Below are 13,907 nucleotides of genomic sequence, written 5' to 3'. Positions count from 1 at the left end.
GACGGGTATGGGCTTTCTCAAACAGGACACTCCCGTCATCGACTTCGCGGAGTGGAGCAAGGGCACCCGTGCGGAGAAGATCGTGCCGATGGCCCGGCACTGGGCCGAGACGGGCTTCGGCACACCGGTGGCGCTGCACCTGTTCTACGTCGTGAAGATCGGCCTGTACATCCTGGGTGGCTGGCTTATCGCGTTGTCCACCAAGGGGATCGACGGCTTCACCGACGTCGCGACATGGTGGACCGAGCCGATCGTCTTCGAAAAGGTCGTGCTGTACACGATGCTGTTCGAGGTGGTCGGCCTCGGCTGCGGGTTCGGTCCGCTGAACAACCGGTTCTTCCCGCCGCTGGGCTCCATCCTGTACTGGCTACGGCCGAAGACCATTCGTCTGCCGCCGTGGCCCGGCCGCGTCCCGCTGACCAAGGGTGACACCCGCGGGCCGGTTGATGTGCTGCTCTACGGCGCGCTGCTGGTCCTGCTCGTCGTCGCCCTGTGCTCCGACGGCACCGGCCCGATGCCGGGACTGCGCACCGCCGTCGGTGTGCTCCCGATGTGGCAGATCTGGGCCATCTTGGGAGTGCTGGCGGTGCTCGGCCTCAGAGACAAGGTGATCTTCCTGGCCGCCCGCGGCGAGGTGTACGGCTCGTTCACCGCCGCCTTCCTGTTCGCCGGCTACGGGGTCGACCTGATCATCGCGGCCAAGCTGGTGTGCATGGTGATCTGGCTGGGCGCCGCGACCTCGAAGCTCAACCAGCACTTCCCGTTCGTCATCTCCACGATGATGAGCAACAACCCGGTGCTGCGCCCCAAGTTCATCAAGCGCGCGTTCTTCGAGCACTTCCCGGACGACCTGCGTCCCGGCCGGCCGTCGCGCTTCATGGCGCACTTCAGCACTCTCATCGAGGGTGGGGTGCCGCTGGTGCTGTTCTTCTCGGGCGGCGGCTGGCCGACGTACGTCGCCGCGTTCGTCATGCTGTGCTTCCACTTCGGCATCCTGTCGGCGATCCCGATGGGTGTGCCGCTGGAGTGGAACGTCTTCATGATGTTCTGCGTCGTGACGCTGTTCGTCGGCCATGCCGACATCGGGCTGACGGACCTGACGTCGCCGTGGCCCATCGTGCTGTTCGCGGTCGTCGCGGGCACCGTCGTGATCGGAAACCTGTTCCCGCGCAAGGTGTCTTTCCTGCCGGGCATGCGGTACTACGCCGGCAACTGGGACACGTCGCTGTGGTGCATCAAGCCGTCGGCCGACGAGAAGATCGCCAAGAACATCGTCGCGATCGCCAGCATGCCCGCCGCGCAGCTCGAAAAGTTCTACGGCAGTAAGGAAGCCGCGCAGATCCCGATGTACATGGGATATGCGTTCCGCGCCTTCAACACGCACGGCCGCGCGCTGTTCACGCTCGCGCACCGCGCGATGGCCGGGTACCACGAGGACGACTACACCCTGACCGACGGGGAACGCATCGTCTCGACCGCCATCGGCTGGAACTTCGGCGACGGCCACATGTCCAACGAACAACTCGTCGCGGCGCTGCAGGAGCGGTGCCACTTCGAGCCGGGCGAGGTGCGGATCGTCATGCTCGACGCGCAGCCCATCCACCGGCAGACGCAGCAGTACCGCCTGGTTGACGCCGCCACCGGCGAGTTCGAGAGTGGCTACGTGAAGGTGGGCGACATGGCCAGCCGCCAGCCGTGGGCCGACGACGTGCCGGTCTACGGCGTGACTAGCGCATGACGTCGCGGACTTTGAGGTTCTCCATGCCCTCGAACAGCAGGCTGTTCGCGGTGTCGAGGTGCTTGCGCCAATGTGCTTCGGCGGCTGCGGCATTGCCGGACCGCATGAGCGTCATGAGCCGGCGGTAGGACCGCATCAGGATGTCGTAGTCCGCCTTGGACATCGGGCGGTTCTCGCGCATCGCGAACGCGATGTGGCGGACGGTGATCTCGTGCAGCATGCCGGCGATGATGGCCAGCGTCGCGTTGCCGGACAGCTCGACCATGCGCAGGTGGAAGTCGCCGGTCGTTTCGGCCATACGGCCGGACTCGTAGCCGGACGGGACGTAGTCGGCCAGCATGGTGTCGAGCTCGTCGAAGACCTCGGTGTCGCCATGCTCGGTCAGCAGCCGCACCACGGTGGGCTCGACGCTGGAGCGGGCGATGGTCACATCGGCGATCGTGGCTCCGGACAGCTCCAGCAGCAGGCCCGCCGGCCGCGCGACGATTTCCGGGCCGGGCACCCGGACGCGCGCACCGGTGCGCGACCCGCGCCGCACCTCCACCAGGCGCTCGGATTCCAGGACGCGAACGGCCTCGCGCAGCGTCGGGCGGCTGACGCCGAAGTGCGCCATCAGCTCGGCCTCGTTGGGCAGGAAGTCGCCTTCCTTGAGCTGGCCGTCGACGACCATGCGGCGCAAGGTGCCGGCCACCAGTTCCGCGGTTTTGGGGGAGCGGATGGGGCCGCTCGTCGAGGATGGCACAGTACGTGGGTCGATCATCGGCGACAACGGCGGAGTCTGCGCCATCTGGGCCCTCCTTGAACCGAATGTGCTGGCCTCGTGTTAGGCAACTCAGTAAACCATGTGGGATGGCATTAGCCGTTCATTCGCGGAAATGGCGCCTGCCTACCAACTAGTAGGTTGACCTAGTAAACCTACTGTTCTATGTTCACTGATAAAGCGTGTTTACGGGTGTCAATTCATCGTTGAAGGAGAAGTCCGTGGCAGAAGCAGTCATCGTCGAGGCAGTCCGGTCACCCATCGGAAGGCGCAACGGCGCCCTGTCGGGTGTGCATCCGGCCGAGCTGTCGGCTCAGGTACTCAACGCGCTGGTGCAGCGCGCGGGCGTCGACCCCGCGCTGGTCGACGACGTGATCTGGGGCTGCGTCATGCAGGCCGGCGAGCAGGCCCTCGACATCGCCCGCACCGCGGTGCTGACCGCCGGCTGGCCCGAGACCGTCCCCGGTGTCACCGTCGACCGCCAGTGCGGCTCCAGTCAGCAGTCGGTGCACTTCGCCGCGGCCGGTGTGGTCGCCGGCCACTACGACATCGTCGTCGCCGGTGGCGTCGAATCGATGTCGCGCACCCCGATGGGCTCGTCGCTCGCCAACGGCGGCCACCCCTACCCGGAGGCGTTCCGCGCCCGCTACACCGAAACCCCGAACCAGGGCACCGGTGCCGAGATGATGGCCGAGAAGTGGGGCCTGTCCCGCACCCAGCTCGACGAGTTCTCGCTGCGCTCGCACGAAAAAGCCGCTGCCGCACAGGATGCCGGCGTCTTCAAAGACCAGATCGTGGCGATCAAGGACCAGGACGGCAATATCGTCTCCGAGGACGGCGGCATCCGTCGCGGCGGCACCGTCGAGGCCATGGCCGCGATCAAGCCGGCCTTCAAGGAAGACGGTGTCATCCACGCCGGAAACGCCTCGCAGATCTCCGACGGCTCGGCGGCACTGCTGATCATGTCGGCGGAGAAGGCAAAAGAGTTGGGCCTCAAGCCTCTTGCCCGGCTGCACACCGGGGTCCTGGCCGGCGCCGACCCGGTGATGATGCTGAGCGCCCCGATCCCTGCCACTCAGAAGGCGCTGGCCAAGTCCGGCCTGAGCGTGGGCGACATCGGCGTCTTCGAGGTCAACGAGGCCTTCGCACCGGTTCCGATGGCGTGGCTCAAGGACATCGGCGCCGACGAGGACCGCCTGAACCCCAACGGCGGCGCCATCGCCCTCGGCCACCCGCTCGGCGGTTCCGGCGCCCGCATCATGACCACCCTGCTGCACCACATGCGGGACAACGGAATTCAGTACGGCTTCCAGACCATGTGTGAGGGTGGCGGCCAGGCCAACGCGACCATCCTGGAGCTGTTGTGACCTCTGTTGCCGCCGAACCCGGCGCGCTCTCGGAACGTCGCGGCAACGTCCTGCTGATCACCATCAACCGGCCGGACGCCCGCAACGCGGTCAACCAGGCCGTCAGCATCGGTGTCGGCGACGCGCTGCAGGCCGCGCAGGACGACCCCGAGATCCGGGCCGTCGTGATCACCGGCTCCGGCGACAAATCATTCTGTGCCGGTGCGGATCTCAAGGCGCTGTCGCGCGGCGAGAACCTCTTCCACCCGGACCACACCGACTGGGGCTTCGCCGGCTACGTCAGCCATTTCATCGACAAGCCCACCATCGCGGCCGTCAACGGCACCGCCCTGGGCGGCGGTTCGGAACTGGCGTTGGCCAGCGACCTGGTGGTCGCCGAGGAGAGCGCGAAATTCGGCCTGCCGGAAGTGAAACGCGGACTGATCGCCGGTGCCGGCGGTGTGTTCCGCATCGTCGAGCAGCTGCCGCGCAAGGTGGCGCTGGAGCTGCTGTTCACCGGTGAGCCGATGACGTCCGCCGACGCGCTGCGCTGGGGCCTGATCAACCAGGTGGTGCCGGACGGCACCGTCGTCGACGCGGCTTTGGCGCTGGCGGAACGGATCACGTCCAACGCGCCGCTGGCCGTGCAGGCCAGCAAGCGGGTGGCCTACGGCGCCGACGACGGCGTGGTGACCGGCGAGAAGGACGGCTGGAAGCGCACCAACCGCGAGTTCGTCACCCTGCTGCAGTCCGAGGACGCCAAAGAAGGACCGTTGGCCTTCGCGCAGAAGCGCGAGCCCGTTTGGAAAGCGAAATAGTAATGAAGCGGACAGTTTTCGAAGACGAACACGAAGCGCTGAGGGAATCCACCCGGCAGTACATCGAGCGCGAGCTCGTCCCCAATGCCGAGAAGTGGGAAGAACAGCGCATGGTCGACCGGTCGGCGTTCCTCGCCGCTGGGAAGTACGGCCTGATCGGGTTCAACATGCCCGAGGAGTTCGGCGGCGGTGGGTCCGACGACTTCCGGTTCAATGCCGTGATCGACGAGGAGCTGGCCCGCTACGGCGGCCCCGCGCCGTCGCTGAGCCTCCAGAACGACGTCGTCGCACCGTATTTCAAGCACCTCGCGAACGACGAGCAGAAGGCGCGGTGGATGCCGGGCATCGCCAGCGGTGAGCTGATCCTCGCCGTCGCGATGACCGAGCCCGGCGCCGGCAGTGACCTGGCCGGCATCCGGACCTCCGCCGTCCGCGACGGGGACGACTGGATCATCAACGGCTCCAAGACATTCATCTCGTCGGGCATCAATTGCGACCTCGTCGTCGTGGTGTGTCGCACCAACCCCGAGGCCGGGCACAAGGGCTTCACGCTGCTGGTCGTCGAACGTGGGATGGCCGGCTTCGAGCGGGGGCGCAAGCTGGACAAGATGGGCCTGCACGCGCAGGACACCTCGGAGCTGCACTTCGAGAACGTCCGCGTGCCGGCGGCGAACATCCTCGGCAAAGAAGGTGGCGGCTTCTACCACCTGATGCAGAACCTGCCGTCAGAGCGGCTCGGCATCGCCATCTCGGCGATCGCTGGCGCGCGCGAATCCTGGCGCCAGACACTGCAGTACGCCAAGGACCGCAAGGCTTTCGGGCAGTCGATCGGCAACTTCCAGCACAACCGCTTCCTGCTTGCGGAGATGGACACCGAGCTCGACGTGTGCGAGCGGTACATCGACCGGTGCCTGCAGGGCGTCGTCGACGGTGATCTGTCCGCCGTCGAGGCGGCGAAGGCCAAGTGGTTCTGCACCGAGACCGCCAAGAAGGTCATCGACGGCTGCGTGCAGCTGCACGGCGGCTACGGCTACATGATGGAGTACCGCGTGGCCCGCGATTACTGCGATTCCCGCATCCAGACGATCTTCGGTGGCACCACCGAGATCATGAAGGACATCATCGGCCGCGATCTGGGCCTGTAAGTCCTCCAAAAGCCAATCGGCGCCCCCGCACAATGTGGTGCGGGGGCGCCGATTTCGTTTGTCTGGCTGGCTACCGCGCGGCCGACGTCGTCGTGGCCGGAGCCGATTCGGTGGTGCTCGGCGCCGCCGAGGTCGACGTGGTCGTGGTGGCCGACGTGGAGGTCCCGCTGCCCGCGGCGGTGACCGGGGTCGGGGCGTCCGCCAGGTCCAGCACGGTGTCGATGATGTAGATGCGGGCGTTGCTCGCCTCGATCGCGCCACAGACCAGCTTGGCGGTGTCGTTGACCTTGATGTCGCCGCCGTCGCCGGTCACCTTGATCTGGGTGCCCTGCTGCGTCGGACGCTGGCCCTTGACGGTGTCATTGCCCAGCACGCCCAGGAAGACGTGGTAGTAGTCCAGGCTCGTCAGCGCGGCAGGGTCGGCCTTCAGCGCGGCGAGCTTGGCCGGGTCCAGTGCCTCGAAGGCGGCGTTGGTGGGTGCGAACACCACGTACGGGCCGTTGTCCAGCACGCTGGTGATGTTCACGTCGGGGTTCAGCCCGCCGGAGATCGCCGAGTTGAAGGTGCTGATCGACGGGATGCTGGCCAGCGCGGCGCTCACCGGCTTGTTGGTCAGCGTGCTCAGATCGGGCATGCCGACCTTGACCTGGTCGCAGCCGGGGCCCTTGGGGTCCGGCGTCTTGTTGGTCGGCGGCGGCAGCGGTGGCGGGTCTGCGTAGGCGGACACCGCCAGCGGCAGCGACGCCGTCAGGGCGGCGACGGCCGCGGTTACGCCCAGAAATCTGCTGGTGCGAGTCTTCATGGTTCGGCTCCTCAGCTGTTCATGTCGCGCACACGGACCGATCGGGGAGACCCCAGCCGGGGCGTGGCGCCCGTCGAATGGTAATGGCTGGCGCTGCGAAACAGCAAAATCAGCTACCGGTGGTCCGGTGAGGTCACGCGGTGCTGACCTGCACTTTTCGCACGCTGAAGCACAGCACCGCGGCCACCGCACACAGGCCCGCGGCCAATTGAAAGGCCAGGTCATAGTTACCTTGCAGGTCCCGAAGCCAGCCGGCCGCGGCCGCTGCGACCGCGGCGCCCACTTGGTGCGCGGCAAACACCCAGCCGAACACCACAGGGGCCCGATCACCGAAGTAGTCGCGGCACAGCGCGATCGTCGGCGGCACCGTGGCAACCCAATCCAGGCCGTAGAACACGATGAACACCCAGGTGCCCGGGTCGGCGTGCGGGGAAAGCAGCGAAGGCAGCAGCATCAGGGAAATCCCGCGTCCGATGTAGTAGACGGTGAGCAGGAGTCGCGGATCGACCCGGTCGGTGAGCCAGCCCGAACAGACCGTGCCGGCCACGTCGAGGACGCCGATGGTGGCCAGTAGACCCGCGGCGACCGTCGTCGGCATGCCGTGGTCGCCGGCGGCAGGGATGAAGTGGGTGCCGATCAGCCCGTTGGTGGTCATGCCGCAGATCGCGAAGCTGCCCGCCAGGAGCCAGAACGCGGGCACCCGGGCGCCGATGACGAGCCCGTCCAGCGCCGACCGGAAGCCGTTCGTCGGTGCGGTGACCGGCATGGGCGGGTGGTGGCGCATGACGATGACGACGGGTGCGATGACCGCGAATGCGGCCGCGGCGACGATGAGGCAGGCCAAGCGCCAGCCGTGCCGGGTCGCGACCTCGGCGACCACGGGCAGGAAGATCAGTTGTCCGGTCGCGCTGGCGGCGGTCAGCACGCCGGTCACCAGGCCGCGACGTTCGTCGAACCAGCGGGTGGCAATGGTCGCCACGAAGCCCATCGAGATGCATCCGGTGCCGATGCCGACCAACACGCCCCAGCACGCCACCAACTGCCAGCCGGTCGTCATCCGGACCGACAACGCCGAACCGGCCGTGATCAGCCCCAGCGCCACCGACAGCACCGGCCTGACGCCGAATCTGTCCATCAGCGCGGCCCCGAACGGGGCGGTCACCCCGAACAGCGTCATGTTGACCGACATCGCGAGGCCCACCGTGGCGTGCGACCAGCCGAACTCGTGGTGCAGCGGGTCCATCAGGACGCCGGGCACAGCCCGGAAGCCCGCGGCGGCCAGGATGGCCAGGAAGCTGACCGCGGCCACGGCCCACGCGGCGCGCGTCGGCGCTGTCGTCGAGGTGAGCGTCACCGCATCACTGTGCCGGTGGCGCCACGGGTAGGCCAGTGGCGGAACCGACACGAACCGCACAGATTGCGCCACACTCCCGGCCGTCAGTGGGTGCGACCTAACATGGCCCGCATGTCAGGACCGTTGATTCTTCCCATCCAGGGCCATGCCCCGCAGCTGCACGACGAGTCGTGGGTCGCGCCGACCGCATCGGTGCTCGGCCAGGTGACGCTCGCCGCGCGGGCCAGCATCTGGTACGGCACGACGCTGCGTGCCGAGTTCGAGCCCATCGAGATCGGTGAAGGCTCCAACATCCAGGATGGCTGCACCGTGCACGTCGACCCGGGCTTCCCCGTGAAGGTCGGCGCCGGCGTCAGCGTCGGGCACAACGCGGTCCTGCACGGCTGCACCGTCGAGGACGGTGCCCTGGTCGGCATGGGCGCCATCGTGCTCAACGGCGCGCGGATCGGCGCGGGTTCGCTGGTGGCGGCCGGAACTGTTGTGCCGCAGGGGTTTGTGGTGCCGCCGGGAACGATGATCGCCGGCGTGCCGGGCAAGATTCGGCGTGAGCTCACCGAAGACGAGATCAACCACAACCGCATCAACGGCCAGGTTTACGAGCACCTGCTCACACTGCACCGCGGCTAGGGATTTCGGCGTGATCCGCGTAGCGCCGACAGTTACGGATCACGCCGAAGCCTAGAGCGGGTGGGCCAATTCGTCGGCCCGCATCTTCGCCACGACCCACGCGAAGGCCGTCAGGATTGCCGGCAGGACGCCGGACACCACGAAAATCCATTGCATGGGAACGATTTTCGACAGCGGGCCGACGATCGCGTAAGACACCGGCAGGAACACCAGTGAGACGAAGAAGTCGAGGCTCGAGACCCGGCCCAGCATCTCGGTCGGTACCCGCATTTGCAGCAGCGTTCCCCAGATCACCATGCTGGCGCCCTCGCCGATGCCGACGAGGAACGTCGCGGCGAACATGACCGGGAACGACCACGTGCTGCCGACCACGGCCAATGGCAACGCGCCCAGACCCCAGATCGCCATCATCGCGGTCAGGTAGTGCCGTGGCATCCGGGCGTAGGAAACCGCCAGCGCGCCAACGGCACTGCCGATGCCGAATCCGGCCATGATGAACCCGTAGGCGCGCGGACCGTCTTCGAAGCGTCGTTCTGCGATGAACGGCACCAGCACCTCGATGGGTCCCAGCACCACCAGCACGTAGACGCTGGCGACCAGCAACGTCCACAACAGCCACGGGGTGCGGGTCATGAACCTGAAACCGTCGCGCAGATCGTGCAGTACGTGCTTGTGCTCGACCGGTTCCTCGTCGGCCCGGACGGTGCTTGGCCTGGTGGCCACCAGCAGGACCAGGCCCACGCCGAACAACACCGCAACGGTGGTCGCGCCGACGCTCGGGAAGGTCAGTCCTACGAGGACACCGGCGGCCGCCGGGCCGATCGCCTGCTGGAGCACCGGGCGCACCACGCCCTCAATGCCGTTGGCCGCCAACAATTGTTCGGGCGGCAGTATGCGGGGCAGTAGCGCGCTGTAGGCGGGGAAGAAGAACGCGGCCGCGATGCCGAGGCACGCCGCTGCCACGGCCATGTGCCAAACACGCAGCGCCCCAGTCGAACTGAGGACAGCGACGGCCGTCACCGCGGCGAGGTTGACGACCTCGACGGTGATGATGATGTTGCGTCGGTTCAGCCGGTCGGCCGCGATGCCACCGACCAACACAAAGCACACCAGGCCGGTACCCAGACAGGTCGCCACCAGAGACAGCGCGGCCGGATCGTTGTCCAGCGCGATGACCTGCAGCGCGGCCACGACCGTCCACATGCCCTCGGCGAAGATGGACAGTGAGACGGCCGCGATGAGCAGACGGTATTCGCGGAAACGTAAGGGCGCGAATACCCGCCAGCGGTCAGTGATCCGCGGTTCGGGCGTGTCGACGTCGAACTGGGAACTCACCAATCCATCGTCCCGCGCCCGTCAAGCGATTTGTGCACGTTCTCCGCGGTAGGCGCGGAAAAACGTGCACAAATCACCGGTTAGACGTCGGAGTAGACCGGCAGCCGCCGCTGCTGGAAGGACGTCACGCCCTCCATGAAGTCGGCGGCGTGCAAAAGCTGGATCTGCCCGGCGGTTTCGCGGGCGAACGCGTTGTTCAGCTCGGTCAGGGTGGCGTCATTGACGGCTTGCTTGGTCTTGCGCAGGGCCACGGCCGGACCGGACTTGAGCGCCGCGAGCACCCGATCCACCTCGGCGTCGAGGTCGTCGGCGGCGTGCACCGAGCTGACCAGTCCGGCGGCGTAGGCCTCGGCGGCGGGCAGCTTCTCGGCAAGCAGCGCCATCCGCATGGCCCGGGCCCGCCCGATCGACGCGGCGACCAAGGCCGAGGCACCGCCGTCGGGCATCAGCCCGATCTTGGTGAAAGCCAACAGGAATGACGACTTCTCGGATGCCAGGACGATGTCGCATCCGAGGGCCAGCGAGACGCCCACACCGGCGGCGACGCCGTGCACGACTGCGACCGCGGGCTTCGGCAGGTTCACCAGTGCGGCGACGGCGCGGTTCGCGGCGTTCAGAACGGCAGCCGCGTCGAACTTCTTGGCGTCCTGGTCCTCGGGGCTCAGGCCCGCGCCGGAGCAGAAGCCGCGACCCGCGCCGCCGAGGCGGACCACTTTGACCGCGGGATCGGTCGCGGCCTGGAGCACCGCATCGCCGATGAGTTCGAGCATGTTCAGTGACAACGAGTTCAGCGTGTCCGGCCGGTTGAGCGTCACGGACAACACGCCGTCGTCCAGTGAGACGGTCAGATCGTCGGATCCGGTGTAAGTCATTCAGTACCCCAGTTTCATGGGCGGGCCAGATGCCCGCACTAGACAGACTTCGTTATACAAGTAAGCTATGTCGCGGTCAACACGACTGGGATCAAACGATCTACCAAGAGGTGCATGAAAATGGCTGGACCATTGCAGGGACTGCGCGTTGTCGAGCTGGCCGGCATCGGCCCGGGCCCGCACGCGGCGATGATTCTCGGAGACTTGGGCGCCGACGTGGTGCGCGTGGAACGCCCGAGCAAGTCCGGCAAGCCCAGCGCCGACTCCATGCTGCGCAACCGTCGCTCTGTCACCGCCGACATGAAGAGTGATGAAGGCCGCGAGCTAGTGCTGTCCCTGATCAAGAAGGCCGACGTCCTCATCGAAGGCTTCCGGCCGGGCGTCACCGAGCGTCTGGGTCTGGGCCCCGAGGACTGTGCGAAGGTCAACGAGCGCCTGATCTACGGCCGCATGACCGGTTGGGGCCAGACCGGCCCGCGCGCGCTGCAGGCCGGCCACGACATCAACTACATCTCCCTGAACGGCCTGCTGCACGCCGTCGGCCGCAAGGGCGAGCGCCCGGTGCCGCCGCTGAACTTGGCGGGCGATTTCGGCGGTGGCTCGATGTTCCTGCTGGTCGGCATCCTGTCGGCGCTGTTCGAGCGGCAGACCTCCGGCAAGGGCCAGGTGGTCGACGCCGCGATGGTCGACGGCTCCAGCGTGCTGATGCAGATGATGTGGAGCTTCCGCCGGCAGGGCATGTGGAGCGACGAGCGCGGCACCAACATGCTCGACACCGGTGCGCCGTACTACGACACCTACGAGACCGCCGACGGCAAGTACATGGCAGTCGGCTCGATCGAGCCGCAGTTCTACGCCGAACTGCTGGCCAAGCTGGAACTGGATCCGGCAGCCCTGCCCGACCAGAACGACGTCGCCCGGTGGCCCGAACTGCGCGACATCTTCACCACCGCCTTCAAGGCGCAGACCCGCGACCACTGGACCAAGGTCTTCACCGGTTCGGACGCGTGCGTCAGCCCCGTGCTCAGCTTCGCCGAGGTCGAGACCGAGCCGCACATCGCCGAGCGCGACACCTTCTTCCGGTTCGCTCCCGAAGACGGCGGCAACCTCGAGCCGATGCCGGCACCGCGGTTCTCCCGCACCGTGCCGGCCACTCCGACACCGCCGCGCGTGCCCGGATCTGACACCGAGTCCGTGCTTCACGACTGGGCCTGAGGCCGCAGCAGATTTCCGTAACAAGAAGGGATTGCATCAATGCAGATCAAAGATTCCGTAGCTGTCGTGACGGGTGGCGCGTCAGGCCTGGGCCTGGCGACCACCAAGCGTCTGCTCGACGCCGGCGGCAGCGTCGTCGTCATCGACCTCAAGGGTGAGGACGTCGTCGCCGAGCTGGGCCCGCGCGCCAAGTTCGTCGCCACCGACGTCACCGACGAGGCCGGCGTTGCCGCGGCGCTGGATGCGGCCGAGGAGATGGGCCCGGTCCGGATCAACGTCAACTGTGCCGGCATCGGCAACGCCATCAAGACGCTGAGCAAGGACGGCGCGTTCCCGCTGGCCGGTTTCCGCAAGGTGGTCGAGGTCAACCTGATCGGCACGTTCAACGTGATCCGCCTGTCGGCCGAGCGCATCGCCAAGACCGAGGCGGTCGACGGTGAGAAGGGCGTCATCATCAACACCGCCTCGGTGGCGGCGTACGACGGCCAGATCGGTCAGGCCGCGTACTCGGCGTCCAAGGGCGGCGTCGTCGGTATGACCCTGCCGATCGCCCGCGACCTGTCGCGTGAGCTGATCCGCGTCTGCACCATTGCCCCCGGTCTGTTCAAGACCCCGCTGCTGGGCTCGCTGCCCGAAGCGGCTCAGGCTTCCCTCGGGCAGCAAGTGCCGCACCCCAGCCGCCTGGGTGACCCCGACGAGTACGGCTTCCTGGCGCAGCACATCATCGAGAACCCGATGCTCAACGGCGAGGTCATCCGTCTCGACGGTGCGATCCGGATGGCGCCGCGATGAGCGCCTGCGCGAAGAGCAAGGAGCACAGCTGATGGCAATTTCTACGAAGTTCACCGAGACGTTCGGTGTCGAGCACCCGATCGCCCAGGGCGGTATGCAGTGGGTCGGTCGCGCGGAACTGGTTGCCGCCGTTGCCAATGCGGGCGGTCTGGGTTTCATCACCGCGCTGACGCAGCCGACGCCGGCTGATCTGGCAGGCGAGATCGCCAAGACCCGCGACCTGACGGACAAGCCGTTCGGTGTGAACCTGACGATCCTGCCGTCGATCAACCCGCCGCCGTACGACGAGTACCGCAAGGTGATCGTCGACGCCGGCATCAAGATCGTGGAGACGGCCGGTTCCAACCCCGGCCCGCACCTGCCGATGTTCCATGATGCGGGCATCAAGGTCCTGCACAAGTGCACCTCGGTCCGCCACGCGGTCAAGGCCCAGAGCCTGGGCGTCGACGGCATCAGCATCGACGGTTTCGAGTGCGCCGGTCACCCCGGTGAGGACGACGTGCCCGGCCTGGTGCTGATCCCGGCCGCGGCCAAGGAGATCGAGATCCCGATGATCGCCTCGGGCGGTTTCGGGGATGCGCGTGGCCTGGTGGCGGCTTTGGCGCTCGGTGCGGACGGCATCAACATGGGCACGCGGTTCATGTGCACCGTCGAGTCGTGCATCCACCAGAACGTCAAGGAAGCCATCGTGGCGACCGACGAGCGGGGCACCGAGCTCATCTTCCGCAGCCTGAAGAACACCGCGCGCGTGGCGTCCAACGCCGTCTCGCGTGAGGTGGTGGAAATCCTCAAGGGCGGTGGCCAGTTCGAGGACGTCAAGGATCTGGTGGCCGGCGTGCGGGGCCGCAAGGTGTTCGAGAACGGCGACGTCGACGCCGGTATCTGGACCGCGGGCACCGTCATGGGCCTGATCCACGACATCCCGACCTGCGACGAGCTGATCAGCCGCATCGTCGGGGAAGCCGAGGAAATCATCACCGGTCGCCTGGCCGGAATGGTCGGAGCCGGCGAAGCCGAGTTGGCTTCCGTCTAACCGGCACAACTGCGCTGAGGGCCGCGACTCCACTGGAGTCGCGGCCCTCAGTCGTTTTGGGGTGGCATGC

At 67.1% G+C, this 13,907-nt stretch carries 13 protein-coding genes; 8 read left to right on the top strand and 5 right to left on the bottom strand.

The genetic code is table 11. The features are described from left to right. Window positions 1-7 precede the first annotated feature (7 nt). Entirely contained in the window at window positions 8-1,738 is a 1,731-nt protein-coding gene (locus tag A7G45_RS30925; protein ID WP_260943139.1) for a DUF3556 domain-containing protein, read from the top strand. On the opposite strand, the gene A7G45_RS30920 is transcribed toward A7G45_RS30925, so the two are convergent. Further along, entirely contained in the window at window positions 1,728-2,525 is a 798-nt protein-coding gene (locus tag A7G45_RS30920; RefSeq protein WP_260943137.1) for a FadR/GntR family transcriptional regulator, read from the bottom strand. The two genes, A7G45_RS30925 and A7G45_RS30920, sit on opposite strands and share 11 nt — an antisense overlap. A gap of 194 nt (window positions 2,526-2,719) precedes the next feature. Here A7G45_RS30920 and A7G45_RS30915 point away from each other — a divergent pair, with 194 nt between their 5' ends. The 3 genes from A7G45_RS30915 to A7G45_RS30905 are packed head-to-tail and all read left to right on the top strand — an operon-like array spanning window position 2,720 to window position 5,807. Beyond that, on the top strand, window positions 2,720-3,865 hold the full coding sequence (locus A7G45_RS30915; RefSeq protein ID WP_043396021.1) for a thiolase family protein: 1,146 nt from the start codon (window positions 2,720-2,722) through the stop codon (window positions 3,863-3,865). After that, a complete protein-coding gene (locus A7G45_RS30910) occupies window positions 3,862-4,662 on the top strand; it encodes a crotonase/enoyl-CoA hydratase family protein (protein WP_043395655.1) in 801 nt (266 codons plus the stop codon). Before A7G45_RS30915 ends, A7G45_RS30910 begins: the two co-directional genes overlap by 4 nt. A gap of 2 nt (window positions 4,663-4,664) precedes the next feature. Further along, window positions 4,665-5,807: an acyl-CoA dehydrogenase family protein gene (locus tag A7G45_RS30905; protein ID WP_260943132.1), complete on the top strand. Its 1,143-nt coding sequence runs from the start codon at window positions 4,665-4,667 to the stop codon at window positions 5,805-5,807. Between the two features lie 70 nt (window positions 5,808-5,877). On the opposite strand, the gene A7G45_RS30900 is transcribed toward A7G45_RS30905, so the two are convergent. Together A7G45_RS30900 and A7G45_RS30895 are read right to left on the bottom strand one after the other, a co-directional pair. Beyond that, complete coding sequence (locus A7G45_RS30900; RefSeq protein ID WP_260943130.1) at window positions 5,878-6,609, bottom strand: fasciclin domain-containing protein; 732 nt, start codon at window positions 6,607-6,609, stop codon at window positions 5,878-5,880. 133 nt (window positions 6,610-6,742) lie between these two features. Then, window positions 6,743-7,963, bottom strand: a complete 1,221-nt coding sequence (locus A7G45_RS30895) for an MFS transporter (protein WP_260943359.1) — start codon at window positions 7,961-7,963, stop codon at window positions 6,743-6,745. A 111-nt stretch (window positions 7,964-8,074) separates the two neighbouring features. On the opposite strand from A7G45_RS30895, the gene A7G45_RS30890 reads away from it, so the two are divergent. Further along, on the top strand, window positions 8,075-8,590 hold the full coding sequence (locus tag A7G45_RS30890; RefSeq protein ID WP_043396016.1) for a gamma carbonic anhydrase family protein: 516 nt from the start codon (window positions 8,075-8,077) through the stop codon (window positions 8,588-8,590). Between the two features lie 51 nt (window positions 8,591-8,641). Here A7G45_RS30890 and tet(V) read toward each other — a convergent pair whose 3' ends face one another. Further along, the gene (gene tet(V) / locus A7G45_RS30885; protein WP_043395646.1) at window positions 8,642-9,925 is read right to left on the bottom strand and encodes a tetracycline efflux MFS transporter Tet(V); all 1,284 of its coding nucleotides are present in this window, start codon (window positions 9,923-9,925) and stop codon (window positions 8,642-8,644) included. A gap of 80 nt (window positions 9,926-10,005) precedes the next feature. Next, a complete protein-coding gene (locus A7G45_RS30880) occupies window positions 10,006-10,797 on the bottom strand; it encodes an enoyl-CoA hydratase (protein ID WP_260943126.1) in 792 nt (263 codons plus the stop codon). 120 nt (window positions 10,798-10,917) lie between these two features. Between A7G45_RS30880 and A7G45_RS30875 the strand changes: the two genes are divergently transcribed. The 3 genes from A7G45_RS30875 to A7G45_RS30865 are packed head-to-tail and all read left to right on the top strand — an operon-like array spanning window position 10,918 to window position 13,837. Continuing rightward, the gene (locus A7G45_RS30875; protein ID WP_043395642.1) at window positions 10,918-12,012 is read left to right on the top strand and encodes a CaiB/BaiF CoA transferase family protein; all 1,095 of its coding nucleotides are present in this window, start codon (window positions 10,918-10,920) and stop codon (window positions 12,010-12,012) included. A gap of 39 nt (window positions 12,013-12,051) precedes the next feature. After that, the gene (locus A7G45_RS30870; RefSeq protein ID WP_043395639.1) at window positions 12,052-12,804 is read left to right on the top strand and encodes a 3-hydroxyacyl-CoA dehydrogenase; all 753 of its coding nucleotides are present in this window, start codon (window positions 12,052-12,054) and stop codon (window positions 12,802-12,804) included. 31 nt (window positions 12,805-12,835) lie between these two features. Continuing rightward, a complete protein-coding gene (locus tag A7G45_RS30865) occupies window positions 12,836-13,837 on the top strand; it encodes an NAD(P)H-dependent flavin oxidoreductase (RefSeq protein WP_260943122.1) in 1,002 nt (333 codons plus the stop codon). Window positions 13,838-13,907: the final 70 nt, after the last annotated feature.

This window comes from Mycolicibacterium llatzerense (genome assembly GCF_025331195.1).
Taxonomy (GTDB): domain Bacteria; phylum Actinomycetota; class Actinomycetes; order Mycobacteriales; family Mycobacteriaceae; genus Mycobacterium; species Mycobacterium llatzerense.
Note: the sequence above shows the minus strand (reverse complement) of the source record. Positions and strands in the feature narration are given on the sequence as shown.